We start from the raw sequence: 24,649 nt of genomic DNA, 5'->3' as shown, positions 1-24,649 counted from the left end.
TAAAACAGCGACAGTCCAGGGCTTTTTTCCAGTCCAAGACTGCCGCTGTTTTTTATTAGAAGCCAGTCTAATCCTATCCGTATTATCCGAGCCCGACAGTTTAGACATCTGCATAGGATCAACAACTTCGGTCATCACCTCGTTAGTCTTTAGGATGATTTTTCCTGAAATGGAGGCGAAGGTGTAACTTTCGGCGAATTTATACGTGGATGGGGTAAGGGGGGAGGGAATGGAGCCGAATTCGCTGGATGAGCTGTATCAGATCTATGTTCAGGATATATACATCTATTTGCGCTCCCTTTGCCATGATCATCACCTTGCCGAGGATCTGATGCAGGAGACCTTTTACCGTGCCTATCTGTACCTGGAGAACTGCCCGGAAGACAAGTTAAAGCCCTGGCTGTTCCGTGTTGCATACAATGCTTTTGTGGATGATACGCGTAAAGCGAAGAGGAGCATCATCACAGATGCGGATTATTTTAACAAGCTGGCTCACCCGGATACTACGGAGGAAACGCTGCTTCGTCAGGAACGTTTGGAGGAGGTAGCATTGTTTGTAGACCAGCTTCCGGAGAAGCAGCGTCATGCGCTTTTGCTGCATGAAGTGCATGGAATGTCTTATCTTGAAGCGGCAGAGATCATGGCGATCGGACTGTCCCAATACAAAATACTCGTATTCCGCGCCAGACAAAAGCTGCGTGAAGTGGAGTGGAGGAGGAACGGCGATGAGTGAGGAGTTCAAGGAGAAGCTGCGGAAATACAGTGAAGGCAAGCTGCCGGAAGCAGAACGTAAAGAAATGGAGCAGGAGCTGGGGAAGCTGGAGGCATACCAGGTCTATCTGGAGGAGCAGATGGAGCATGAGGATCAGCCACCCGGGTGGCGAAAAGAAACCCTTTCCCCTCAGTCAGCTCCGCCGCCAGGCAAGGCCAAAAAAATAATCCGCCGGGGCAAATGGAAGGCGCGGATTGTAAATACATTTACCGTGCTCGCGGCACTTCTGGCTTTTATGATCATTAGTACCATAATTACTGCACTATTCTATAGCACAGGTAACCGGACGGACATCTACCGTGATGTTGTGACCTCCGCCATAGCCGTCTCCCGGCCCAATACGATAGTAAATCTAAGTGCAAACGTCAAGACCCTTTTTAGAATGGAGTTAACTGGAAGACTGCAGAAGCAAATCGGCGGGGAGCAGGTGGATGCCGGGGAATATACACAGAATTATCTTTTCGGGTTGTCCGGTCCAGGTATGATGAATTGGACGGATATGAGGAACGCCGGGAACTATTATTTCTATTACCCGGATAATGCAGCGGGCTCCGGCGGGGGAGTGGATGACCGTGCAGAGTGGACGAAGCTGCAAAAGCTTCCCGAAGGTACAGTGGCCGAAGCCTACTTGTCATTCGATCAATTGTCCGCAACAGATACACTGCTGAAAAAGCTTGAACCGCTGAATCTGCTGCCTGTGTGGTTTGCCGCCGATATCGGACCAGTGTCGTCCGGAAGCACGGTTGCCACTGCTCCACTCGGGTTCCCTTACATGCCCATGTGGCATGAGTCTGATGCGAAGGTTCTGCAGGAATCCAAGGAAAAGACAGGCTGGTTCAGCAGCGTGAGCTCCAGAAGTATAGCGTATCCGTCCGTTGAATCCTACGGGGATGGCAAACTGCGGGACGAAAACTTCATCAAGACGCTGCAGCTTCTGCAGCAGCATAAAACACTAGCCCGTAATGCTGCCCCATTCCTCCAATTGGACGGAGCGCTCAGCTATTTGCAGAAGCACGGAGTTCAGCTCTATGGAGCTGTTGTCACCGGACCGGTAAAGGAACTGCTGAAGCTGAAAGAAGAACCCTGGGTCAGCCATATCCGGATTGGGGAAGTGCGGCTGTGGAACTGGCGGGACCGGGGGAAATGAACAGGTGATATAAGTCGGCTCAGCGCTTTGTGATGACCTCCCCTGTAACTGCTGCACTTGCTTCTCACCCCTGCAGATCGTACAATTATCTGAAAATTAGTTTTCGCAGATTAGGAGTTGAAGCAGATGAAGGTAGGAGTAGTATCGGATACGCATCTCTCAAGCAGAGCCAAAGGGCTGCCATCCGTGCTTATGGAGGAATTCAGTAAGGTGGATATCATTCTCCATCTGGGCGATTGGGTGTCGTTGGAGATTTATGATCTTCTGACAGAGCTGGCCCCGGTGGAGGGGATTGCCGGCAATAACGACGGAGGAGAGATTATCAAGCGGTTCGGGGAGCGCAAGATCGTTACGCTCGAAGGCAAGCGGATCGGAATGATTCATGGACATGCACCCTATTCGCGCAAGGGAACCGACGGCAATGCACTGCTTGCTTTTGAAGGCGAGCAGGTGGACTGCATTCTCTTCGGCCATTCGCACCAGCCGCTGCTGCGGCAGGAGGGCGATATTCTGCTGTTCAATCCCGGCTCTCCTACGGACAAGCGGCGGGAGAAACAATACTCTTTTGGTTTGATTGATATTGAAGAAGGCAAGATCAGCGCACGCCATATTTTCTACGATTCCAAGGAGTAAGTACATTTGTGAAAAGAAAGTTAGGAGCGTTAACGTGGATAACAGCAATGGAAAGCTAGCCATATTTTTTGATCTGGATGATACACTGTACGACCATCTGGTGCCTTTCCGGGAAGCGGTGCGCGAGGTGCTGCAGCCGGACGAGACCCGTTTGATCTATGCGGATCTCTTCTACAAGGTTAGGCATCACAGTGATTTGCTCTGGCCGAAGTATCTGCGGGGCGAGCTTGCATTAGAAGAAACACGGGTGCGGCGGCTGGAGCTGGCTTTTGCGGAATATGGCATAGAACTGGAACGCGAACAGGCGGTGAAAATACAGGCAGCATATATCGGCCGACAGTACAGCATTAAGATGATTGAGGGCGCGGCTGAGCAGCTTCAGCGGTTCATCTCCCTCGGCCACAAAGTAGGCATCATTACGAACGGCCCGCAGGACCATCAGATGAGCAAGCTGCGCGGACTCGGCGTAGACAAGCTGATCCCTGAGAATATGATCTTTATCTCGGATGCGGTTGGACTGGCCAAGCCGGACCCGGCAATCTTTGCCCATGTGAACCGGGTAACAGGGACAACGGCCGAGCAGTCACTCTACGTAGGAGATACGTGGGATAATGATGTGGTCGGTGCGCTTGCGGCAGGCTGGAAGGTGTGCTGGTACAATCCCCGCGGCCGTCAGCCGGGAACGGAGCATAAGCCAAGCCATATTTTCACCAGTTACCGGGAATTTAGCGAGCTTCCTTTGATTTGAATCCCTATCCCTGTCCTTATACTATACGCAGCAAAAAGAAAGCGGCGGAGCCCAGGCTCTGCCGCTTTTGATATTATCTGCTAATTCTAATAACAGGTGATATTTAAAAATATAAGGATTTATATGTTTCACGCTACAAATCATCCTTCTATTTCTCGCTGAAACGGTACCGTCCTTTTAAAGGACGGCGTAGCCGTTTCTACTTGTTGGCAAAAGTGTACGTAGGATCAGTCAGCTGCAATCGATCCCGCAGTCCCGAGGTCGCGTAAATCTTGTTGTCGTCCGTGATGAAGAAGGCATCAACCTTCTCCGGCAGCGATTCAAGATATTTCATGCCGTCCTCCAGACCCATGAGGAACACCCCGGTGGACAGGGCATCCGCATCCGTTGCATTGGGGCTCATAATCGTAATACTTTTCAGCCCGTTCTGGGATGGGAAGCCAGTTCGCGGATCTAGAATGTGATGATAACGCACACCATCCTGCATGAAGAAACGTTCGTATACACCAGAAGCGTCGATGACTTCGTCGGAAATTTTAATGGTTCCCAGCTGCGTACCCCGGCTCTGGTCAGGGTCCTGCAGGCCAATGTTCCATGGGGTGCCGTTAGGCTTGTTGCCCAGGGCAATAATGCTGCTGCCCCCAAGGTTGATCATCGCGCTGTCCAGACCCTGCTCCTTCAAATAATCTGCAATCCGGTCGGCTGCATACCCTTTGCCGATCCCGCCCATATCCAGCACCATGCCTTCTTTGGCCAGTTTGACCGTCTTCGCGGCATCGTCCACAATCACATCTTTATAGTTGGTCAAGGCTTTGGCTTTGTCGATATCCGCCTGAGGTGGAACCGATTCTCCACCGCTGCCGATATTCCAGAGATCTACAAGCGGACCGATGGTCGGATCGAACAGCCCGTTCATTTCCTCGGCATATTTCAGCGACTGCTTGACAATATCCAGCGTCTCATCGGAGACAACAACGGCTTCTTTGCCGGCAGCCTTATTCACGGCATATAATTCTCCGTCTTCTTTAGTCCGGCTGAACTCTTTATCCATGCGCTCCAGCATTTGCTGGATGTCATCCATATTTTTCTGTTTTGCCTTGTCGCCGAACACCTTGATATTCACGACGGTATCATAAATATAAAACGTCTGCTCCAGGGATTTCGTTCCCCCATCCGTAGTAACCTTTGCACCGCCGGAGGTTTCTTCGGGACTACTGTTCTTGTCCTTTTTGTTGCTGCAGGCTGAGACAGCAAGAGCCATGACAATGACGAGAGCGAGCAGGACAAGTGCCGATTTTTTGTTCTTAAACATATTCCACCATCCATAAAGTTAGTTTCTTGATTACATCTTTTTTATCATACCCCAGATATGGAGGCAAAGGATACTTATTTCATAACATTTTGGGCATAAGAAATAGATGAGATTCATACACCAGATGGAATTTAATTAAAATTGTTGTCATAAGGGCGCAGACATGTTAAATTGTTTTATGACCGACTGACCATAAGTTAAAATTAGTCAAAATCCAGCTGATTCGTTTAGAAAAGGAGCTTGAACCATGTCCATCGACCGCAAAGCATTAATCCTGCAGGCAGCGACAAAGTCCTTTGTGCAGTTTGGCTATAAAGCCACTACTATGGATCAAGTGTCCAAGATCGCGAATGTAGGCAAGGGTACGATTTATACATTTTACAAAACCAAGGAAGAGCTGTTCGAAGAAATTCTGGACAAGGCCTCCCAGGAGCTGACCTCGGTCATGAACCGTTTGGCTTCGGAAGATCACACGTTTACTGAGAAGCTGCTCAATCTGCTCGATTCCATTCTGGATTTTCGCTCCGACCATGAGCTGTTCGTCAAGCTGGCGCAGGAGGTACGCGATATCGGAACCGTCCAGGCACTCGAAGGGGTCAAACGGATGGAGGAATATGCGCTTGATTTTCTGCGGCAGCAGATAGAGCGGGCGATCGAGCGGGAAGAAGTGAAGCCTTGCGACCCAAGTGTGGCGGCGTTTATGATTCTGCGCTTATACCTGGCTCTGACCACCGAATGGAACAGAGGGCATGAGCCCCTGGATAAAAACCGGATTAAGGAGCATATGATTTTGTTTATTTCGAAGGGTATTCTCATGTAGGTGTACTTTTTCCCACTAGAGAACACTGGGTAGTCCGGGAACTCTAATTATTTGGCAAGGCAGCATAAAGTTAGTATACAGTACAAAAACTCCCGCACCCCTGAAGGGGCAAACGGGAGTTTTTGTATTTTAGAATAACAGGGATATATACGCCGTTAAAGCTCAAGATCAGTCCAGCATATATTCGCGGTACTTATCCTTACGGGGATTTAGTACAAAGAGGATGCCGCTGACATAGCCTGATACTGCATTGAAGTTGCGCTTCAGCGTAAACTTGCCGGTCAGGTAGGTCAATGTCCACAACAGGGCAGCGTAATTTTTCACCGGAGCTTTGCGCAGGTTCAGCAGATAATAGTGATTGACCGCTGTCGCCCGTGCCACACGTCCCGCCTTGTCGCGGGAGCTTGGAGACTCGTGGTGGGTGATTTTCATATCTGGGTTGATTACAAGCTTCCCGTATTTGCTGGCCAGATGGCACATATAAATATCGTCAGCCACAGCATAGCTGGTCATCCAAGGATATGGCTTCATGTCTTTAAGGGCCGAAGCACGGAATGACATATTGCAGCCATGGAAAAAATCCGTTTCAAAGGTGTCCTGGGTTTCTCCCCAGAGCAGCAGGGAGCCGGCAAGGGTGCTGGCAGATAATCTGCCTGGCGAAGCCGACATTTGGCAGGTCAGCATGCCGAGCAGTTTGCCGGATCTGCTGCTGGACATGCCTTTGGCTATGCCGCCGACGCCGACAATCGACTTGTCCGCCGCGTAGGTATCCAGCATCCGGCGGATGTACAGCGGATCATCCAGTTCGGCATCGTCGTCGAAGCTGAGCAGAATATCTCCGTTAATGAGTCCGAGTGCCTCATAACGGGACAGCCAGACGCCGGGTTTGTTTTTGCGGTAATAGCGCAGCTCTGTCTGAGGCATCCGGTTCAGTACTTTGCGGAAATACTCCAGGACAGACTCTTCAATATCACCATCGTCAACAATCAGCAGCTCTATCGAGACATCTTCGAGTTCGGTCTGCCTGCCGATGGACTCAATGCACAGCGTAAGATCTTTGATCCGGTTGCGCGTGGGAATTACTATAGAAACATCATGCATGCCGCTGACTCCTTCCGGGACGCCTTAAGCGTCCGCTTAACGAGAATATAATGCACCGAAAGTTCTTGTTGCTCTAAGTTTACCCCCCTTCAGGTAGGCCGTATATACCACTTTCGTTTACTTTTTTTTATAGCGTTTGCGATTATAATTATTAGGAAATTAGTTGCATTTGATTTTAAGTAATATGAACTATGCTTACAAAACTTTAAGCCTATGCTTCCGAAGTCAGTTTTTTTACGAAGCTGATACAGGAAGTGAACGCTAAAAAACTTAAGCCTATACTTCCGAAGTCAGTTTTGCGAAGCTGATTCAGAAGGCTTATGCTATCAAAACTTTAAGGAGGAGACGTTATGCATGTCGGAATCTTTATGCATACTAATTACTTTGAAGATTTCTTCGTAAAGGGCCTGGGTCTCAGTGAAGAGGAATATGTAAGCTCGTATCATAACGATTTTTCATTCGATTATGCGCGTCTCTTGCACACCAAAGGCATCCGTACCACTATTTATAACTTCACCCGTGTCGGTGATGAGGTCAGAACTTACCAGCACGGCATGGTGGATTGCACGGTTAAATTTATCCCTGTAGGGAGACTTTATAAATCGTACTGTCTGATCCCGCACTCGCACCGGACGCCCATTGGTAAATTTATCTCCCAATATATATCCACCATTCAAAAGGATCTGGCCGGGATTCTGCGAGGGGATGGGATCAATCTGATCTATGCCCAGGAATATGCTTCCGGACGTTTTGAACGGCTGGCTTCAACGGCCAAGCAGCTGAACATTCCAATCATAGCCGCGTACCATGGAGGAAGCATTCATAAATGGATATTGCCAATCAAAAAACATACGCTTCATAAGGCCTCCTTTCTGACCACACTTAATGAGGATGAGCAAAAAAGCATGGTTGGTCATTTCCCGCATATCGCGGACCGGATACGGCTGCTGCCGAACTTTGTGAATTCAGCGATCTTTTACAAGCGGGACAAGGAAGAGGCGCTGACGGCGCTGGGCCTGGACCCGGACAGCAGATATATTATCACCGTAGGGCGTTTGTTCGAGCATCAAAAAGGACATTCTCTGCTGGTTCAGGCCATGGAGCAGTTACAGTCCATTCCGGGCCTAAAGGTACTGATCGCCGGCGGCGGGCCGGATGAGCAGAGCCTGAAGGCGCTGATTGCTGAAAAAGGTCTTGAGGACCGCATGATTCTCCTCGGTACGATCCGCAACAAGGATGTCCTGGCCAGCTACTACAGTATTTCCGAGCTTTTCGTACTGCCTTCACGGTATGAAGGGCTGCCACTGGTCATTCTGGAAGCCGGTGCCTGCGGGCTGCCGACGGTTGCCTTTAATGTAATGGGGGTACGCGGGCTGGTGCAGCATGGGGTGAACGGCCTGCTTGCTGAAGGGCTGAGCCCGTCCGCACTCGCCGCCTCACTGGATACGTTGCTTGCAAATCCGGAGCTGCGTGCAGAAATGGGGGAAGCCGCCTTGCAGATCGTCCGCTCTGACTATTCTGAGGAGATCATCGGTGCCCGGCTGTACAATCTGCTGCAGGAAAGCCTGGGACTTGACCCTTCGGCGGCCCAATTTGGCGGTGACGGATTCGCACCGGAGCTGAGCACTCCCGTCTAAACAGCCCGAGTGTGTGGCAACGTGTATAGAACCAAACATAAACCGATTCTATAGCGCTCTATCGCTCCGCAAAAAAAGCCGGGGGTTCACTTCAACAGAGAGCCATCCGCGCGTACCTGTCAGATTCCGAATCCGCTTAGCAGGATAAGATGAGGCAGGCTGTTTGCGGAGTGAGGCGCTTTTTTGCGGATTCGGTGCATTTTTGGCGAAGATAAGGCTGAAGGGATGAAATATACTTGTAATTTTCGGTTTTTAACTATACAATTGTAAGTGACAAATATTTAGTTACTTAACTTTAGGAGGAATCCCTATGAGAATAGATGTATGGTCCGATAATGCCTGCCCGTTCTGTTATATCGGCAAAAGACGACTGGAGAACGCATTGAGCCAGTTCGAAGGCCAAGACAAGGTAGAGGTAGTCTTCCGCAGCTTTCAGCTCGATCCGAATGCTCCGGTTCAGGCAACCATGGATATTTATGATATGCTGGCTGCCAAATATGGCATGACCCGTGAGAAAGCGATAGCGACGAACGTTCAACTCGCAGAACAAGCCAAAGGGGTTGGTCTGGATTTCAACTTTGATATCGTGCAGAATACAAACACGTTTGACAGCCACCGTTTAGGCCACTATGCTGCCGCCAAAGGCAAAGGTCCCGAGATGTCCGAGCGGCTGCTGGCGGCTTATTTTACCAATGGGCATAATTTGGCAGACCGTCAGGAGCTGGCTTCCCTGGCTGCCGAGGTTGGACTGGATGCTGCAGATGTAGCGGCTATGCTGGAGACAGACGCTTATGCAGATGCGGTGAACACTGATATTGCGGAAGGACAACGGCTGAATATCACAGGCGTGCCTTTCTTTGTCTTCAATAATAAATATGCCGTTTCGGGCGCTCAGCCGGGGCCGGTATTCTCCGAAGTATTGGATACAGTCTGGGCTGAAGAGAAAAACACACCTGAGCTTCAGGTTGTCGGTAAGCCCCAGTCCAAAGCAGCAGATGCCGAGGGCTGTGACGACGGCTCCTGCAGTATCTGATTTTGAATACCCGACCGAAACCAGGGCATCCTGTCTTGGAGCGGATGAATGAATAGTGCTTACATGAAGCTGCACAAAAGCCCCCTCCCGTTAGAAATGGCTAACGGTGAGGGGGCTTTTGGATGAAGGGAAAAGCAACGGCTACGCTCAGCAGTTATCTGAACGAAGTCACAAAGCTCGTAAACAACGTCCGCACATCATAGTGATGCTGCTTGATCGGTTCCACAGGGCGGTTCACACCCATCAGCGTGTACACGGCAATTCTGGCGGCCCGGACGGAGTATTCCTCGGTGAATACCACGTCGTCCGGGATCTCGCAGTATTGGCCGACAAAGGCGAGGTTGGTTGACCCCGCTGGAACGACCTGCGGTCGGTCGCTGTTCAGCCGCGGCATGAACTGGGAGGTAATGTATGGCATCATGCAAGGGATACAGCTCACGGTAGCCATGATCTCTTCCTTGTGCGCTTCGAAATGAAGGTGGCCGATCAGCTCCTGCATAATTTCTTCCCCGGTACAGTCGCACATTCTCTTTTTTACGAAATCGCCGACCTTGTCCGGATACAGCCCGTAGCCCCAGAATACCTTGACATGCTCTGGTTGATTGCGGAAATGTGGCTGGAACGCCAGCACCACAGACATGAACCAGCTGGAATCCTTGAAGGTGACAAGAGCGCCTGTACCGGCCCGGTTGCGTGTGAACTTTTCCATCAGATCAAAGAATGCCGAGTCCTGGAATGTTACGGTGAACGATTCCCATTTCGAGCCGTCCACATGATCGTCGAAAGGGGAGGGATTGCCGAGACCCGGTTTCTTGGCGGCGATGTTCTCCCATAGCTTCCAGGAGCTTCCCTTGCCGTTCAGGCGCGGAGCGGTTGTCATCGAACCGAGGCTGGAGCCTTCGGTCATGGAGCCGTTCGTAATGATCACGCGATCCTCTTCGCCAATCTCGATGACATCCGGAACGCCTTGGCGCAGCACATGCATTTTCGTAACTGTAATGCCTTCGCCGTCTTTGAAGTCCAGATCGGTGACTGTGCATTTCAGGGTGAAATCCACGCCGAAAGGCTCAAGGTACTTGTGCAGCGGCAGAATAATGGAATCATATTGGTTATAGGGAGTGCGGGTGACTCCTTCAAGCGTTTGAATACGCGGGAATTCATGCATGAAGCGGATCATGTATCTTTTGAATTCAACCGCACTATGCCAGGGCTGGAAGGCGAACGTCGTTGCCCACATGTACCAGAAATTGGTATGAAAAAAATGAGGGCCGAACCAGTCGTTGATCCGTGCCTTGCCCATTTTGTCTTCGGGAGTGATAATCAGCTTGCCCATAGCCAGACGGTCCGCCATGTCGAAGCCCATCGATAGTACATCCTCAACTTCACCTTCCCGGTTAATCAGGCGGGCATTGGAGTGTGTAGGGTTGGCATCATCGAATGCTGTAATTTCCTCCCGCAGCGATTGCCCCGGATGGTCGATCGAAGGAATGGTGCTCAGGAGCTCCCAGAGATTCTCGTAGGTTTCATCGTTCAGCATCCGGCCGCCCCGGATGACATAGCCTTGTTCGCCGCTGCCCGAGCCGTCATTGCTGCCGCCGAGGATTTTCATCTCTTCAATAATGTGAATGTTCTGTCCGGGAAAGTCGCAGTCTCTGACGAGGTAGGCCGCACCTGCAAGGGATGCAATACCGCCGCCGACAAAATAAACCTGGCTGTTACCGTACTCTTTTTTCACTGTGAGTCGCCTCCATAGGGTTGCTGTTTGCTGTTGCTGTCCCTAATGTAAACCAAGGCTGACGCGGAGGGTATGGTCAAAAGTCTGCGAGTGTATGAATTTTGGTCACTTGAGACAAAGTGTAAGGTTTTCCGACGGAAATCGCCTCTCTTAGAGGTCGGTAAGACCGTCTCCACTTGCATATTGATGCAGCGCTTTGGCAAAATTGCCCTCAATGAGCACACTGAGCTTATCGATGATCACCTTCGGCTCTTCCTTCATGCCGCCGCGCATCCACTGGATCACTAGTCCCGTAAAAGCCAGCGTATAAAAATTGGCAATAAACCGCTTGTCCTCACCGCTAACCTCTAGTTCACCCGCGAGCTCTTGAATAACCCCCATAATCAGGTCATTCGTCACTTCATACAGATACGCATCGAGATGTGTTCGGCCCAGAGAGTCCAGCGTATTACAGCAAAAGGCTTTATTGGCCCCAATATAGCAAAAGATCCGGTAAAACCCGTCCGTCCACGTGCTGTAGCTGCGGTACTTGGCGATGCTCTCCACAGCTTCTGTCTGATAAATCCAGCCCAGCAGCTCAAAAATATCCTGGAAATGATAATAGAACGTCTGACGGTTCAGCCCGCAATCGTCTACCAGATGCTTAACGGAGATTTTGTTCAGCGGGACATGCTCCATCAGGGCTTTCAGTGAATGGGCGAGGGCTTTTTTGGTTAGAAGGGAATTGGACATGGGCTACCCCCTTATCGTGTGGTCCTGATGGTTAACAAAGCTTCGTTGTTCATAAGGAATTATGCGCTTCGCCTGCGTCTGACCAGCCAATAAATTCCCTCCGTGAGCAGGCCGGCCGCAAAGCCTCCAAGCGTGAACATGGCAAACGTGAGAAAGCCCGCCAGATCCTCCCATCCAGACATTTCCCGGTAGGTGTAGACGATCATGAGCCCCAGCCCGATCAGAATCCCTGCCGTGGTAATCAGCCACACCAGCCTTGCGCCGAGCCAGCCGGAGCCGTTCACGATGATGGACATGCCGAGCGCAAGCACGGCATAACGGCCGAGCAGGAGAACACTGAATTCCTTGTCCAGCAGGACAAAACGGTGCAGAATCAGCAGCAGCCACAGAAGAAGGGCATAGACGGGAAACCAGATGTACCAGCGGTTGCTTTTGGCGGTTGGCAGGAAACTCATGAACTCTCCACCTCGTTTATAGGAATATTTAGATGTCCGCCAGCTCCTCGGCGCTTTGCAAAAGGAACTTTAGAAGATTGGGGATATCCTCCATTTGATCTTCGGTAATTTGTCTCTTGAACTGCAATTCGATGCAGTTGTTGTACGTATCGCCATCCTGTCCGTAAAGGTAACTCAGGGATTGGGCAGGCTGGAAATCAGGTCCCCAGATCGCAGTGAGGACATTCTCAATCGCCGGACACTGGACGTTAACATCCTCAATTTCCATATAGAAGCGCAAAAGAAGGCCGCAGCCGGGATCGCTGCCCGGAGTTTCCAGAATTTCGTCGCTGAGCTCCTTCACAGATGAGAGCAGCACCACCTCGGAGGTCACATTTCTGCCTTCGGTCAGCTTGAAGGACAGGCTGAACTCCCGGGACATCAACGCGAGGTTCAGTAGATCGGTCCGGTCTGTTATCACTAGAATACCGTCCAGATTATCATAGTCGTAGAGCTGGTTTTCAAAAGCAATTTTAATATTGTCAAAGACAGTAGGATGGAACATGAATGGCACCTTCTTATGTTTCTCTATATTGTATCATGACGCTAATTGCTGCGAAAATGTTGCTGGACCGGAGGCACTCCCTATGCCGAATGAAAGGGGTGCTTATCCCACTGATCAGCCGGATAAGCACCCCTTTAAGGATGAATGGAAGCATTTAATCCTGTCCATTTGCGGTTCGTAATAAACTTTAGTTCGTTGGTGCAGGTGCAGAGTATTTCAGGAACGTCTTCGGGATGGCGCTCTCAAAAGTGAGTAATTCTCCCGTGGTCGGATGTACAAAGGAGAGCACGCGGGCATGCAGTCCAAGCCGGCCCACAGCTTTGGTCTCTGCACCGTATTTCTTGTCACCGGCAATCGGATGTCCGATATCGGACATGTGCACACGGATCTGATTCTTGCGTCCGGTCTCCAGGTGTACCTCCAGCAAAGAGAAGTGGCGGTTGGCCTGAATAAGCTTATAGTGGGTCACGGCGTGCAGGCCATCCCCTTCATGGGGGCTGGAATACATTTTGAGCGTCGAGGTTTCCTTCAGCCAGGAGCTGATGGTTCCTTCCGGTTTTTTGACAACACCTTCGACAAGAGCTACATAGGAGCGTTCCTTCACCGTGTCTTTCCACGTATTCTGCAGCATTTGCTGAAGCGGTTCACTCTTGGCAAACATCATTACCCCGGAAGTGTCGCGGTCCAGCCTGTGTACCACAAAGACCCGGTTTTGGGGGTTGCTTAGGCGAACATGCTCCATCAGTTGACGGTAGGCGGTCAGTTCATTGTCTTCGCCGGTGGCGATGGACAGCAGACCCGCATCCTTTTGAATGACAATCAGATCGTCATCCTCATGCACAATCGTCAGTCCGATCATTTCCTTCACCTGGACCGGCTTTTCCTGGTCAATGGTAATGGTCTGGCCGGGGTGCAGCTGGAAATTATGTTTGGTCACAGCCTTGCCGTTCACAGACACCTGCCCCCGGGAGAGCATGGATTTGATGGAATTTCTTCCACGGCCTGTGACGGTCTTCAGCAGAAAAGCCAACAGCTCGGCAGGTTCGGCCACTGTATACGATTTAACTGGCGCGGGTGTCTTGGCTGTGGCCCCCGGCTTGCCGCCCGTTTTGCTATTAGCGCTTCTTGTGCCGGACTTAGGCTGAACTTTTGCGTTCATTCCCGGCTTCGCACCGCGTTTGGAACTATCTTTGGGATTTCGTCTTGTATTCATGAAAGCATTCTCCGTCCTCTAATAATGTACTCCTCAATATACCATGAGCAGTTAAGAAATACTACGGAGCGCCGGGAGTGGGATTCATCAGGCTGCTGTAGGCCGGCTATATCATCATAATCCGCCAGGCGACAACGATTAAGGCAATACCGGCAAAGCACCATCCCAGTGCGGAGGCGTATTTTTTTTCCCTTACCCATCCGCTGGATTTGTAGATATTCCGGTCTACAGTCAGCAGCATCAGTGCGGAGAACATCGCAATGGCGGCGGAACTGGAAAATAGACTGACCATAAGCATCTCCCCGTTTCCTAAGTCTTTTTAAGTCCGACTCTCCGCAGGTGCAGCGTGAGGTTGAAGTCGACGGTAATGCTGCCGTAGAGCTCTTCCCAGTCACTTTTGTTATGAATGTGCTGTCTCCAATACGCAGGGTGGTGGGCGCGGATAATCTCTCCCATTCCAAAAATATCGGCATGATCCTTCTGGGTCTGCCGAATCAGCCTTCGGATTACACCCTTCGCATTCCTTTCGAATTCACCCTCAATCTCATGCAGTCTTGCAGAGGAATCGGCAGGCTTCTTGCCGTTATAGTGCTCATCCAGATCCCCTTCAAAGTTAATATCAAAGGATAGAACCGGCTTGCCGTCCCGGATGAAGCTGCGGGCCTTGGTGTTGCGCTCATTAATTTTGGTCATGACCATACCGAGCTCTTTCGTTTTGAAAAGGGTGGAGTAGCCGCCCGGGTCCATTCCCTCGACGGCCATGAAAGCGCCGATTTCAAGCGGCTGTGTAGTGTTGATCATTTTACCCTGGCTGAAATAAGCCAGACCGTTAATCAGAATATTCTCTTTGTTGCGGAGCGCCACATAAGGAAGATAGGCGCTTTGTCCCCATTTGGAATCTGCCGACCAGTAGGTGCCGATATAGTCCGGGGGGAATTTGCCTGAGGTTACCGCTTTCTCCATCATCGAGAGCACATAGAGCGTAGGCACGCGCTGCAGCGGAGGCTTGACATCCATGAACTGCGAGGCACGTCCTTCGGATACCAGCAGCCAGGTTCTGCGCCGGACTTCAGGATTGCGCCGGAGATAGTCATCCAGATCGTCCATTCTTCCCCGGGCGATATCTTGGCTGATGACGATCACACGCAAATGCACGAGATACCGGGGGTCTGCGATCTGCTGCTGCAGATTGTTCATGGCATCATCAAGCGAATGTCCAAGCACCGTAACCACCCACACCGGGCTTGTCTTTCCGTCTTGGCTTCCGCCGCTGCCCGGGCCCAGCGGGACTCGCCCTGGAACAGCAATCTGTGCTGTGATACTGATCATTTCCTTCGGCATTTCAGTATCCTTAAGATGGGTGACCTGTTCTTCCTCAGCTGCCTTTTCGGGCGGGGCGGTATCAATGGATAAGCCCAGCACCAATGCCCGGTCCTCAATTTCAACCTGATCCCAGCAGCCGGCAAGGAAGAGACTTATAACGGCAGCCGGCAATAATACCGAGCCTATTTTTCGCAGCAAATTATTCATGACAGGCCCCTCTTTCCGGAGCAGCGGAGCCAATAGACCGCCCATAGCAGCATGGAGTAGCCAAGCAAGAGGAGCATGGAGACATTCCCCAGCGCCAGTGACCAGGTATAGGTCTCAAAGACATTCTCCGGAAGCATGGCGATCACAAAAAGGAAAGGAAGCACGGCGCTTGAGGTCATCCGCTGATCTCTCAGACCCAGCAGATTCTGCAGGAGATAGGATGCCAAGTAATAGGTAGTGTAAATGGTGGTGTAGACTGAAATTACCCATATGACAATAAATAGGGCATCCAGCCGTTCCAAAAACCCTTCGCCTATTGCTGCTGATCTGGCGGTTTCCAGCGTGGGGTAAATCAGCAGCTTGGTTTCTTCTGCGCCGAACAAGCCTATGCATGCTAGGGCAATCAGCAAATAGACCGCCCCCGATACAAAAATACCAATGGCCCCTGCACGTACCGCCTGCTTCGGCACCTTCATCAAAGGGATCAGCAGCGTGATCACAAAGGAGCTTTGGAACAGGTAGCTGGCTTCACGAGCGCCTTTCCAAAATGAGGCTGTAGGAGCCGTCAGAACAGGCTGCAGGTTCAGCAGATCAACATTCCTCAAGGAAATCAGAATGGTTACCAGAACAGATCCGATAATCAGCGGCAGGTAGAAGAAATGAATGTAGGAAAACTTGATGATATTCCTTCTGGCTGACAGCTGACAGATTAGCAGCATCAAAAAAATGGTTGCTTCGATCGGTGTTTTATTGAATAAAACACTGGTAGCGACATCTCCAAACTGGCGGGCGGTAAGACCGGTAAGCGTCATGAATATGAGCCATATGACCAAAGTGAAGAACATGGCCAGCGGGCGGCCAATTAATCGGCGGCTGAATACAAACAACGATTCTGTGGGGAAACGGCGGCATAAGGAGGCGAGCAGCCAAAAGCTGAAGAAGGAAATCAGGATGCCGGTGAGCGCCACAAAAGGCCCGGCACTATTTCCGGCAACGGCCATGTAGCGGGGAAAGCTAAGTAACCCTACACCAATGATTGTGCTACTGATTACGGCTGCCGCGCGCAGGGTCGTGATCTGACGGGAATACTTCACCGGTCTCCCCTCCTTGCTGAAGAATCTGGTCTATATAGGTTCCAGGCACAGAGTCCGGAAGTTTGGTGCTGTCCTGGGTATACAAAAAACTGGGCCGCCGGCGCATCCACCACAAAGGCGCCCTCACCAGCGTATCCTTCCAATCCCGCCATTTGCCGGGGATGTACGGTGACATAAACGGGACACCGAAGGATTCGAGGAATAACAGATGATTGATGATCAGGATCGTACCGATCATTACACCATAGAGTCCGAACATTCCCGCGAGAAAGATCAGGGGAAACCTTAGCATTCGCAGAGCAATTGCGGCATTATAAGCCGGGGTGGCAAAAGAACCGATAGTGGTCAGCGCGACAATGACCACAGTGATCGGACTCGCCAGTCCGGCCGATACCGCAGCCTGGCCGATCACGAGCACGCCCACAATGGAGAGGGCCCCGCCAATCATCTGCGGGAGGCGGATCGTGGCCTCCCGCAGCACCTCCATGGATACCTCCATGATCAGCACCTCAAGCACTGCCGGGAAGGGAACGCCGGCCCGGCCGCCGGAGATGGCTACTGCGAAATCTGTAGGCATCAGCTCTGGATTAAAGGAGATTACGGACACGTACAGAGCCGGGAAAAACAGGGAGAAAGCAAGTGCGATCAGACGGATCATCCGGATAAGACTGCCCATAATAAAACGTTCCGTATAGTCATCAACCGTTTGGAAGAATTGGTTGAACAAAGCCGGAACAATGAGTGCAAAAGGGGAGCCGTCCACTAGGATAGCCACCCGGCCTTCGAGCAAAGAAGCTACTGTTTTGTCCGGCCTCTCCGTGCTCTGAACCTGCGGGAAGGGGGATAACGGCTGGTCTTCGATAAATTGTTCAATGTAGCCCGCATCGATAATACCATCGGTATGAATAATTGAAATTCTGCGCATCACCTCGGCTACGAGCTTCGGGTCAGCCAAGCTGTCCAGATAGCACAAGGCCACCCTGGATTGGGTTCGGGTCCCGAGCGGACTGATTTCAATCCGGAAGTCCGTACTCTGCAGCCGGTAGCGCAGGAGCGAGAGGTTATTCTCGAGCTTCTCCACATATCCTTCCCGCGGGCCCCGGATCACTTGTTCTGTCTGGGGCTGTTCTACACTTCGGATGTCGATCTGCCGCATATCCAGCATTAGAGCTTCGCTTGAACCTTCTATCAGCAGAATCAGCTGGCCCTTGACGATTGCGGGAGGCAATGCGGACAGGTCTTGTTCTGTGGTTCCTTGTGTGACTTGTACCGCTACATTCCAGATATAATGGGACATATCAGCAAGCTTGTCCGGCATTCCGGGATGACCGGCAGAACGGTCCATGAGCGGTTTAAGAATGTATTCCTGAATCTGCTCCTGATTGACCAGAGAGGAGAAGAAAATAAGCGCCGCCTCATATCTGCCGAACAGCAGAAAATCGCGCACGACAAGATCTCCGCTTTGGCCGAGCCGGGTAAGCAGATCTTCCTTATTGTCTTTCAGGCTGAGGCTTATCTTGTCATTGCCGGGAACAGGAGGTGCAGGGGAGGGCTGATTTTGCTTCTGCATATATGAAGCGTATTTCTCTTTCCAAGCTTGCATTCGGCCGCCTCCTTTGGGCTGACAGTTTGGAGGATCACTATAAAGTGTTGGTTAGTAGAGGGTTTTTTATGTAAACTAAAGATAGAATGTCTTAAGGAGTTATGATAGAGATGAAGATGCAAGCACCTACCATGGAACAGGCGCAGGCTGAACTGCAAAAATATTACGGCTATCCCGACTTCCGGGAAGGCCAGAAGAAAATTGTCATGAATTTGCTGGAAGGCCGCGATACGCTGGGAATTATGCCGACGGGCGGGGGGAAATCGATCTGCTATCAGGTTCCCGCACTGCTGCTGCCGGGTCTTACCCTGGTTATTTCCCCGTTAATCTCGCTCATGAAGGATCAGGTGGATGCGCTAACCACAGCAGGAATTCCAGCCGCATATATCAACAGCACACTCAGCGGCAAAGAAGTAAATGATCGCATTCGCGCTGCACGCCGGGGCGAGCTGAAGCTCCTCTATGTGGCTCCTGAGCGGCTGGAGCTGGACTGGTTCCGCCTGGAAATGGCCGGACTGTCCATCTCTTGTGTTGCAGTGGATGAAGCACACTGTGTCTCCCAGTGGGGACATGATTTCCGTACCAGTTATCTTGCGGTCTCCCCGTTCGTGGAGGAGTTGCCGGAGCGGCCGATTCTTGCGGCTTTTACCGCAACAGCTACACCTGAGGTGATGGAGGATATGGTCCGGCTGCTGCGGCTTCGCCAGCCCGGGGTCTTCATGACCGGGCTGGGCCGTGACAATCTGGCGATGTCTGTGCTGCGCGGGGAGAACAAACGCGAGTTCGTGATGGACTATACCGCGCGGCACTCTAATGAGCCGGGAATCGTGTATGCCGCTACGCGCAAAGAGGTCGATGATCTCTATCAGCGGCTGCAGGCGTCCGGTGTCGCCGCCGGGCGTTATCATGCGGGAATGAATGATCAGGAACGGGCAGAGAGCCAGGAAGGGTTCCTCTACGACGATATCCGCGTCATGGTCGCTACCAATGCCTTTGGGATGGGTATCGACAAGTCTAATGTGCGTTACGTCATCCATTACAATATGCCAAAGAATATGGAAGCCTATGTGCAGGAGGCGGGCCGTGCCGGACGGGACGGAGAGCCCAGCCAGTGCATTCTGCTCTTCAGCGCCCAGGACATTATGACGCAGAAATTCCTGATTGAGCAGAATCCGCAGGACACGGACCGCAAAGCCAATGAATACCGCAAGCTTCAGCAGATGATCGATTACTGCTATACCACCCGTTGTCTGCGCAGTGCCCAGCTGGATTATTTCGGCGAGGAGCACGGGGACAAGCCGTGCGGAATCTGCAGCTCTTGTACGGATGAACGGGAATTGGTAGATATGACAGTGGATGCCCAGAAGATTTTCTCCTGTATCCACCGCATGCGCGAGCGTTACGGCGTGGCCCTGGTATCCTCTGTACTGAAAGGCTCACGTAACCAAAAGGTGCTGCAGTACGGCTTCGAGAATCTGCCCACCCACGGGGCGATGTCCAGCCGTACGGAGAAGGAAATTACAGAGACCATCAATGTAATGATCTCAGAAGGTTATCTGGCATTGTCGGAGGGACAGTATCCTGTTGTACGGCTTCAGCCCCTGGCTGCTGAAGTGCTGCGCGGCCAGCGGCAGGTACTGCAGCGGGTGGCTCGTCCACTCCGTACCGGAGGTGCATCCGGTTCGCGGGACCGCAGCCGTGTCCGCGATCTGTCGCCGTCGGCTGTCAATGAGACGGTATTCGAGCAGCTGCGCTTGATCCGCCGCGAGCTGGCAGGGCGCGAGCATGTGCCGTCCTACATTATTTTCAATGATGCGACCCTTCGCGAGATGAGTGTGGTTTGCCCGCAGACCGAAGCCGAAATGCTGAGAGTCAAAGGGGTCGGCGAAGTGAAATACCGGAAGTACGGCAAGCCATTCCTGGAATTTTTTCAAAATGAAATGTAAAGAAGGTTATGAGGCATGAAAATCATCCTGGCCACATTAAATGCCAAATATATTCACACCTCGCTGGCGATCCGTCTCTTGAAGGCATACAGCGAGCATGAGTTTCAAGATATTCATTTGGCAGAATACACCATCAAAGATCCCGTGATGAATATCGTGTCGGACCTATTCCAGAAGAAACCGGATGTGATCGGTTTTTCCTGTTATATATGGAACATCGAGGAGACCGTCAAGCTGATCGGGATTCTTAAGCAAGTGATGCCGGAGGTCAAGATAGTGCTGGGCGGGCCGGAAGTATCGTATGAGCCGCTATACTGGATGCAGCGCGAGGCCGGGATTGATTTTGTAGTGAACGGAGACGGGGAAGAGACCTTCCATCATTTGCTGCAGGAATTGCGGGATGATCACAAGTTCCATTTTGTCTACGGGGCTGCCTACCGCAAGGGCGAAGAGCTGATCGTCAATCCGCCGCGTCCCAAAAGCGATCTGAACACCCTGCCGACGCCGCACCGGTTCCCGGATGATCTGCCGGATCTCGGCAAGCGGATCGTTTATTTTGAGACTAGCCGGGGCTGTCCGTTCAACTGCCAGTTCTGCTTGTCCAGCATCGAGGTGGGGGTGCGGTACTACGATATTGAACGGGTAAAATCCGATCTGCTCTATCTGATTGAGAATGGTGCAAAAGTCATCAAATTTCTCGACCGCACCTTTAACATCAACCGCAATTATGCCATGGAAATGTTCCAGTTCCTCATCGACAACCATCAAGGTTGTGTATTCCAGTTCGAGATTACAGCCGATATTATGCGTCCAGAGGTACTGGACTTCCTGGCGGAGAACGCGCCTCCGGGCATCTTCCGGTTCGAGATTGGCGTGCAGTCCACCAATGACGAGACGAATGAGCTGGTCAAACGCCGTCAGAACTTCACCAAGCTATCCCGCACTGTCATGAAAATCAAGGCCAGCGGCAACATCGATCAGCATCTCGATTTGATAGCCGGTCTGCCGCAGGAGAATTACTCCACCTTCCGCAAAACCTTCAACGATGTATTTGCCATGGAGCCGGAAGAGCTGCAGCTCGGATTCCTCAAAATGCTGCGCGGCACTGGCCTGCGTGCCCAGGCGGCCAAATACGATTATACGTATATGGAGCACGCCCCTTACGAAATACTCAGCAGCCACGTGATGCCTTTCTCTGACATCATCCGGCTCAAACGGCTGGAGGATGTGCTGGAGAAATATTGGAACAGCCACCGGCTGGATCATTCGGTCAAGTACCTGATCCGGCATGTGTTCTCATCTCCGTTCGATTTCTTCCAGGAGTTCGGCGATTATTGGGAGGAGCGGGGCTGGCAAAAGATCGGGCACCAGCTGGAGGATCTGTTCACCCGGCTGCATGCCTTTCTGACGGACCGCAGAACGGATTCCATGGAAATAATCACCGGGCTGATGAAGCTGGATTATTTCCTGGGCCACAAATATAAGCCACGTAAAATCTGGTGGGATATCACGCTGGACAAATCCGACTGGTCCCGTTATATGAAGGAAATCACCAGTCATCCGGAGCGCCTGTCCGCCAAGCTGGCAGAGGCGGGATTCAGCGAGCGGGAGCTGCAGAAGTTCACAGTGCTCGAAGTACTGCCATTCCGGCTGGATGCCGTGCTGGATTCGATTAGCGGACTGCGCTTTGATCCCGTTGCCGATGAAGCTGAAGGGGCCGAGAAAATAGATGATAGTACGCTGGGGAACCCCATTGTAACGGGTGGCGAACAGACAGGCACGGCAGCTGCTGCAGTTCAGACAAAGCCAGCGGATCTGGCAATGGATACTACGCCGCCGCTTGCTGCTGCAGACAAGAGTTCCGTTGCTCTGGCGGAACCCCTGGCGCATACCGCCGGAAGCACGCTGCTGATCGTCATGTACCAGCAGGACGAGAGTCAGCGGGCGCAGTACTATTCACTGCCTGTGTAGACAGTCTATCTCTTGATTGCCAGGGAAGGAGACACAGAATGAATACCAAAGGGCCGATCTCATTGTGTTTCTATGAAGAAAAGTACAAGGAGGACCTGCTTGCTTTTGAGCTTCCCCCGGAGCAGGCGGAGTTTACCGGATTGCCGGGAGAGACCTTGTCGGAAGCTTTAGCCAATCCCGGCAAGACTGCGGTTGTCATTGCAGAGGGGGGACGGGCTTTAGGGTTTTTCATCCTGCACCGCGGAGAGGGCATTGCGGACTTCTACCGGGATACCACCCGGGCAATACTCCTGCGCGCATTTCTGATCAACTATGCCAGTCAAGGCCAAGGGGTTGCCAAAGCCGCGCTGGCGCAGCTCCCCGGTTTCCTGAGGACTCATTTTCCTTCGGTCCGTGAAATTGTTCTTGCTGTTAATGAAAAGAATATCTCTGCCGGTAATCTTTACTCCGGGGCGGGGTTTCTTGATCAGGGTCTGCGCCGCAGCGGCCATAAGGGATCACAAAAAGTGCTGCATTATGCATTAGGCGAATCCTGGGCGGAGACTGGGGAGTTGGTGCAAAGCGAGGAAGCTTTGCAGGAACGGCTAATTGGGGTTTTTAAGCGCAGCCCGCTGCTGGTGGAGGTGTTCGAGCGTGCGCAGGGCCTGGAGCCTTATCCGTATTTCGTTGGTGCAGGCTGCCTGGTGCAGACGGTCTGGAATGAGCTTACGGGACGCTCGCCCGGGTATGGGATCAGTGATATAGACATCATTTATTATGATGCGGATGATTTGAGCTATGCCACAGAGGATGAGATGATTGCGAAGGTACGGGTGCTTTTTGAAGGGATCGCGATTCCGGTAGACCTGAAGAACCAGGCCCGGGTGCATCTCTGGTACCCCGAGAAGTTTGGTCTGCAGATTAAGCCTTACGAATCACTTGAGGCCGCAATCGACTGCTGGCCGACTACAGTGACTTCGCTTGGGGCCAGACTTGCAGCGGATGGTGAATGGCAGATTTACGCTCCTTTTGGCCTACGGGATTTATTTCATATGACCCTTAGGCCGAACAAGGCGCTGATTGGTGAGGAAGTCTATATGGCTAAGACTCAGAAGTGGAAGAACAAATGGCCTGAGCTTGCGGTTCTCCCATGGGGGTCATAATGTTCCATACCTCAGCGTCAGGGATGGGGAATGTTCGGAAAGGGATGTTAGCCGGAGAGATTGCTTTGCAGTCCTTTATGTAATAAAATGGATTGTGCTTTAATAAAGTAAAAAAGGAGCTGTGTCATCAGCACAGCCCTGGTGTACAACCACTGCTGTAGAGCAGCCGGTCGTCTCATCTTTTGTGGTTTGGAGTAGACCGTTACCTTCAAGGGCGGTCTATTTCTTTTTAATGTAGCCTAGCAAAGCCAATAGGAACATACCGAACATGAACATCAGGGTAATAGCATCTTTTACGTCCATTACCGTCACCTCCTCTATAGGAGAGCGCGCCTACTGCTCATGAACAATGTTGTACAAGAAAATCATATCACATTCCGTGTGTTAAAAAATGGATCATTAGTAGATTTATAGCGGAAAAATACAAAGACAGGCTTTCCGGAACTGACGGAAAGCCTGTCTTTTATAGTATGCTAATGAGCAGCGGGTTGAAGCAGGAGCGATTCTGCCGGAAGGTGGCGTACAAGCCAATCCAGCACATCGGCAGTCACCTCATCCCGGTTCACTTCGTTGAGCATTTCATGCCTGCCTTCGGGATACAGCCTGTACTCCACATCGGATATCCCATGCTCCCGGTAGATTTCAGCCAGGTGGAGCACGCCTTGGCCGTTCATACCTACAGGGTCTTTGGCTCCCGCAAATAAGTATACGGGCTTATCCTTGCAAAGGGTAAGGAGCGTTTCCCGGTTATGGATCTCCCGCAGCAGCCGGAAGAAATCGCGGAAGAAGCGGGTGGTGCAGACCGCTCCACAGAATGGATCGGCTATGAAGCGATCCACCTCTTGCGAATCACTGCTCAGCCAGTCAAAAGCTGTTCTAACCGGAGAGAAGGAACGGTTATAAGGGCCGAAAACAATCCCGTTCATTAGAACACTGCGGTGGCGCATCCCCTGCAGCCTGGACTGCAGTCCGGCAAGCGACTCTCCAAGCCGAAGCATGCTGCGTGGCCCGTTCGTACCACTCAGAATAAAGCCGGTATAGATGTCGTGGCCTTCCTCGCACATCAGCTTCTGCGCCAGAAAGGAGCCCATGCTGTGGGCCAGGAGGAAGATCGGCAGGCCCTCATGCCGGGAAGAGGCGATGCCGGCAAGCTGAAGCATATTGCGCCGCATCCAGTAAAAACCATCCTCACCGGTGTCGCCGAGCAAATCGATCCGGCCTGCGGTTTGCCCATGGCCCCGGTGGTCATTGGCATATACCGCATAACCTGCTCCGGTGAGCGCCGCTGCAAACCGTGCATAGCGGGCAGCCGTTTCACACATGCCGTGGGCAATCTGGACAACCCCCCTCACCGGAGCCTCCGGCTCCGGCAGCCATTCATAAACATGAATGGCTACCCCTAGCGGATCAGTCATCTTAAAGCTGTTCTCCCTCATACCGTTCCTCCTAAAAGTTTTGTGAGCAATACTTCTTGGAGATGC

General features: G+C 51.8%; 23 protein-coding genes. 10 read left to right on the top strand and 13 right to left on the bottom strand.

What is annotated here, in order from left to right:
• Positions 1-229 precede the first annotated feature (229 nt).
• The 4 genes from ACTJKB_RS14825 (at position 230) to ACTJKB_RS14810 (ending at position 3,300) form a co-directional block, all read left to right on the top strand.
• Positions 230-733, top strand: coding sequence for a sigma-70 family RNA polymerase sigma factor (locus tag ACTJKB_RS14825; protein WP_440834952.1), 504 nt, complete (start codon positions 230-232; stop codon positions 731-733).
• Positions 726-1,919, top strand: coding sequence for an anti-sigma factor (locus ACTJKB_RS14820; RefSeq protein WP_440834951.1), 1,194 nt, complete (start codon positions 726-728; stop codon positions 1,917-1,919). The genes ACTJKB_RS14825 and ACTJKB_RS14820 overlap by 8 nt, the downstream gene beginning before the upstream one ends.
• A 126-nt stretch (positions 1,920-2,045) precedes the next feature.
• Positions 2,046-2,552: a metallophosphoesterase family protein gene (locus ACTJKB_RS14815; RefSeq protein WP_440834950.1), complete on the top strand. Its 507-nt coding sequence runs from the start codon at positions 2,046-2,048 to the stop codon at positions 2,550-2,552.
• A 34-nt stretch (positions 2,553-2,586) separates the two neighbouring features.
• Positions 2,587-3,300 carry an HAD family hydrolase gene (locus ACTJKB_RS14810; protein ID WP_440834949.1) on the top strand — a complete coding sequence of 238 codons (714 nt, stop codon included), beginning with the start codon at positions 2,587-2,589 and terminating at the stop codon, positions 3,298-3,300.
• A 199-nt stretch (positions 3,301-3,499) separates the two neighbouring features.
• Here ACTJKB_RS14810 and ACTJKB_RS14805 read toward each other — a convergent pair whose 3' ends face one another.
• On the bottom strand, positions 3,500-4,612 hold the full coding sequence (locus tag ACTJKB_RS14805) for an FAD:protein FMN transferase (RefSeq protein ID WP_440834947.1): 1,113 nt from the start codon (positions 4,610-4,612) through the stop codon (positions 3,500-3,502).
• Between the two features lie 247 nt (positions 4,613-4,859).
• On the opposite strand from ACTJKB_RS14805, the gene ACTJKB_RS14800 reads away from it, so the two are divergent.
• The gene (locus ACTJKB_RS14800) at positions 4,860-5,432 is read left to right on the top strand and encodes a TetR/AcrR family transcriptional regulator (RefSeq protein WP_440834945.1); all 573 of its coding nucleotides are present in this window, start codon (positions 4,860-4,862) and stop codon (positions 5,430-5,432) included.
• 168 nt (positions 5,433-5,600) lie between these two features.
• Here the strand turns inward: ACTJKB_RS14800 and ACTJKB_RS14795 are convergent, their stop codons facing one another.
• Positions 5,601-6,533 carry a glycosyltransferase family 2 protein gene (locus tag ACTJKB_RS14795; protein ID WP_440834944.1) on the bottom strand — a complete coding sequence of 311 codons (933 nt, stop codon included), beginning with the start codon at positions 6,531-6,533 and terminating at the stop codon, positions 5,601-5,603.
• A 350-nt stretch (positions 6,534-6,883) separates the two neighbouring features.
• On the opposite strand from ACTJKB_RS14795, the gene ACTJKB_RS14790 reads away from it, so the two are divergent.
• Both ACTJKB_RS14790 and ACTJKB_RS14785 read left to right on the top strand, forming a co-directional pair.
• The gene (locus ACTJKB_RS14790) at positions 6,884-8,170 is read left to right on the top strand and encodes a glycosyltransferase family 4 protein (protein ID WP_440834943.1); all 1,287 of its coding nucleotides are present in this window, start codon (positions 6,884-6,886) and stop codon (positions 8,168-8,170) included.
• 310 nt (positions 8,171-8,480) lie between these two features.
• Positions 8,481-9,203, top strand: a complete 723-nt coding sequence (locus tag ACTJKB_RS14785) for a DsbA family oxidoreductase (RefSeq protein WP_074085874.1) — start codon at positions 8,481-8,483, stop codon at positions 9,201-9,203.
• A 154-nt stretch (positions 9,204-9,357) separates the two neighbouring features.
• Here ACTJKB_RS14785 and ACTJKB_RS14780 read toward each other — a convergent pair whose 3' ends face one another.
• The 9 genes from ACTJKB_RS14780 to ACTJKB_RS14740 all read right to left on the bottom strand — a co-directional run bounded on the left by ACTJKB_RS14780 (position 9,358) and on the right by ACTJKB_RS14740 (position 18,109).
• Positions 9,358-10,938, bottom strand: a complete 1,581-nt coding sequence (locus tag ACTJKB_RS14780) for an oleate hydratase (protein WP_440834941.1) — start codon at positions 10,936-10,938, stop codon at positions 9,358-9,360.
• Positions 10,939-11,088: 150 nt separating this feature from the next.
• Positions 11,089-11,670, bottom strand: coding sequence for a dihydroxyacetone kinase transcriptional activator DhaS (gene dhaS / locus ACTJKB_RS14775; RefSeq protein ID WP_440834940.1), 582 nt, complete (start codon positions 11,668-11,670; stop codon positions 11,089-11,091).
• Between the two features lie 59 nt (positions 11,671-11,729).
• Positions 11,730-12,125: a hypothetical protein gene (locus ACTJKB_RS14770; protein ID WP_440834939.1), complete on the bottom strand. Its 396-nt coding sequence runs from the start codon at positions 12,123-12,125 to the stop codon at positions 11,730-11,732.
• Positions 12,126-12,153: 28 nt separating this feature from the next.
• Positions 12,154-12,669, bottom strand: a complete 516-nt coding sequence (locus tag ACTJKB_RS14765; protein ID WP_440834937.1) for a hypothetical protein — start codon at positions 12,667-12,669, stop codon at positions 12,154-12,156.
• 187 nt (positions 12,670-12,856) lie between these two features.
• Positions 12,857-13,882: an RluA family pseudouridine synthase gene (locus ACTJKB_RS14760; RefSeq protein WP_440834936.1), complete on the bottom strand. Its 1,026-nt coding sequence runs from the start codon at positions 13,880-13,882 to the stop codon at positions 12,857-12,859.
• Positions 13,883-13,988: 106 nt separating this feature from the next.
• Positions 13,989-14,174 carry a CLC_0170 family protein gene (locus ACTJKB_RS14755; protein WP_074108365.1) on the bottom strand — a complete coding sequence of 62 codons (186 nt, stop codon included), beginning with the start codon at positions 14,172-14,174 and terminating at the stop codon, positions 13,989-13,991.
• 17 nt (positions 14,175-14,191) lie between these two features.
• Positions 14,192-15,412 (bottom strand): Ger(x)C family spore germination protein, encoded by a 1,221-nt coding sequence (locus ACTJKB_RS14750; protein WP_440834934.1) that lies wholly within the window; start codon positions 15,410-15,412, stop codon positions 14,192-14,194.
• Positions 15,409-16,506 (bottom strand): GerAB/ArcD/ProY family transporter, encoded by a 1,098-nt coding sequence (locus ACTJKB_RS14745; RefSeq protein ID WP_440834932.1) that lies wholly within the window; start codon positions 16,504-16,506, stop codon positions 15,409-15,411. Before ACTJKB_RS14745 ends, ACTJKB_RS14750 begins: the two co-directional genes overlap by 4 nt.
• Positions 16,454-18,109, bottom strand: coding sequence for a spore germination protein (locus ACTJKB_RS14740; protein ID WP_440834931.1), 1,656 nt, complete (start codon positions 18,107-18,109; stop codon positions 16,454-16,456). Before ACTJKB_RS14740 ends, ACTJKB_RS14745 begins: the two co-directional genes overlap by 53 nt.
• Positions 18,110-18,219: 110 nt before the next feature.
• Between ACTJKB_RS14740 and recQ the strand changes: the two genes are divergently transcribed.
• From recQ to ACTJKB_RS14725, 3 genes are read left to right on the top strand one after another with little or no spacing between them, the layout of a single operon-like run.
• Entirely contained in the window at positions 18,220-20,055 is a 1,836-nt protein-coding gene (gene recQ / locus ACTJKB_RS14735) for a DNA helicase RecQ (RefSeq protein WP_440834929.1), read from the top strand.
• A gap of 15 nt (positions 20,056-20,070) precedes the next feature.
• Positions 20,071-22,026 carry a B12-binding domain-containing radical SAM protein gene (locus ACTJKB_RS14730; protein ID WP_440834927.1) on the top strand — a complete coding sequence of 652 codons (1,956 nt, stop codon included), beginning with the start codon at positions 20,071-20,073 and terminating at the stop codon, positions 22,024-22,026.
• Between the two features lie 38 nt (positions 22,027-22,064).
• The gene (locus ACTJKB_RS14725; protein WP_440834925.1) at positions 22,065-23,168 is read left to right on the top strand and encodes a nucleotidyltransferase family protein; all 1,104 of its coding nucleotides are present in this window, start codon (positions 22,065-22,067) and stop codon (positions 23,166-23,168) included.
• 219 nt (positions 23,169-23,387) lie between these two features.
• Here ACTJKB_RS14725 and ACTJKB_RS14720 read toward each other — a convergent pair whose 3' ends face one another.
• Together ACTJKB_RS14720 and ACTJKB_RS14715 are read right to left on the bottom strand one after the other, a co-directional pair.
• Complete coding sequence (locus ACTJKB_RS14720; RefSeq protein WP_256701671.1) at positions 23,388-23,471, bottom strand: putative holin-like toxin; 84 nt, start codon at positions 23,469-23,471, stop codon at positions 23,388-23,390.
• Positions 23,472-23,641: 170 nt separating this feature from the next.
• Positions 23,642-24,604 carry an alpha/beta fold hydrolase gene (locus ACTJKB_RS14715; protein ID WP_440834923.1) on the bottom strand — a complete coding sequence of 321 codons (963 nt, stop codon included), beginning with the start codon at positions 24,602-24,604 and terminating at the stop codon, positions 23,642-23,644.
• Positions 24,605-24,649 lie beyond the last annotated feature (45 nt).

Origin of the sequence: Paenibacillus sp. 22594 (genome assembly GCF_052044425.1) — a bacterium.
Taxonomy (GTDB): Bacteria; Bacillota; Bacilli; order Paenibacillales; family Paenibacillaceae; genus Paenibacillus_AQ.
This window is presented reverse-complemented; position numbering and strand designations above follow the sequence as displayed.

Bases quoted from the DNA above. Each gene is read 5' to 3' on its own strand.
- ACTJKB_RS14725 (WP_440834925.1), top strand. From the start codon at position 22,065: ATGAATACCAAAGGGCCGATCTCATTGTGTTTCTATGAAGAAAAGTAC.
- ACTJKB_RS14750 (WP_440834934.1), bottom strand. From the start codon at position 15,412: ATGAATAATTTGCTGCGAAAAATAGGCTCGGTATTATTGCCGGCTGCC.
- ACTJKB_RS14740 (WP_440834931.1), bottom strand. From the start codon at position 18,109: ATGCAAGCTTGGAAAGAGAAATACGCTTCATATATGCAGAAGCAAAAT.
- ACTJKB_RS14795 (WP_440834944.1), bottom strand. From the start codon at position 6,533: ATGCATGATGTTTCTATAGTAATTCCCACGCGCAACCGGATCAAAGAT.
- ACTJKB_RS14790 (WP_440834943.1), top strand. From the start codon at position 6,884: ATGCATGTCGGAATCTTTATGCATACTAATTACTTTGAAGATTTCTTC.
- ACTJKB_RS14785 (WP_074085874.1), top strand. From the start codon at position 8,481: ATGAGAATAGATGTATGGTCCGATAATGCCTGCCCGTTCTGTTATATC.
- ACTJKB_RS14800 (WP_440834945.1), top strand. From the start codon at position 4,860: ATGTCCATCGACCGCAAAGCATTAATCCTGCAGGCAGCGACAAAGTCC.
- ACTJKB_RS14730 (WP_440834927.1), top strand. From the start codon at position 20,071: ATGAAAATCATCCTGGCCACATTAAATGCCAAATATATTCACACCTCG.
- ACTJKB_RS14770 (WP_440834939.1), bottom strand. From the start codon at position 12,125: ATGAGTTTCCTGCCAACCGCCAAAAGCAACCGCTGGTACATCTGGTTT.
- ACTJKB_RS14820 (WP_440834951.1), top strand. From the start codon at position 726: ATGAGTGAGGAGTTCAAGGAGAAGCTGCGGAAATACAGTGAAGGCAAG.
- ACTJKB_RS14815 (WP_440834950.1), top strand. From the start codon at position 2,046: ATGAAGGTAGGAGTAGTATCGGATACGCATCTCTCAAGCAGAGCCAAA.
- ACTJKB_RS14720 (WP_256701671.1), bottom strand. From the start codon at position 23,471: ATGGACGTAAAAGATGCTATTACCCTGATGTTCATGTTCGGTATGTTC.
- recQ (WP_440834929.1), top strand. From the start codon at position 18,220: ATGAAGATGCAAGCACCTACCATGGAACAGGCGCAGGCTGAACTGCAA.
- ACTJKB_RS14765 (WP_440834937.1), bottom strand. From the start codon at position 12,669: ATGTTCCATCCTACTGTCTTTGACAATATTAAAATTGCTTTTGAAAAC.
- dhaS (WP_440834940.1), bottom strand. From the start codon at position 11,670: ATGTCCAATTCCCTTCTAACCAAAAAAGCCCTCGCCCATTCACTGAAA.
- ACTJKB_RS14825 (WP_440834952.1), top strand. From the start codon at position 230: ATGGAGCCGAATTCGCTGGATGAGCTGTATCAGATCTATGTTCAGGAT.
- ACTJKB_RS14760 (WP_440834936.1), bottom strand. From the start codon at position 13,882: ATGAATACAAGACGAAATCCCAAAGATAGTTCCAAACGCGGTGCGAAG.
- ACTJKB_RS14715 (WP_440834923.1), bottom strand. From the start codon at position 24,604: ATGAGGGAGAACAGCTTTAAGATGACTGATCCGCTAGGGGTAGCCATT.
- ACTJKB_RS14805 (WP_440834947.1), bottom strand. From the start codon at position 4,612: ATGTTTAAGAACAAAAAATCGGCACTTGTCCTGCTCGCTCTCGTCATT.
- ACTJKB_RS14755 (WP_074108365.1), bottom strand. From the start codon at position 14,174: ATGGTCAGTCTATTTTCCAGTTCCGCCGCCATTGCGATGTTCTCCGCA.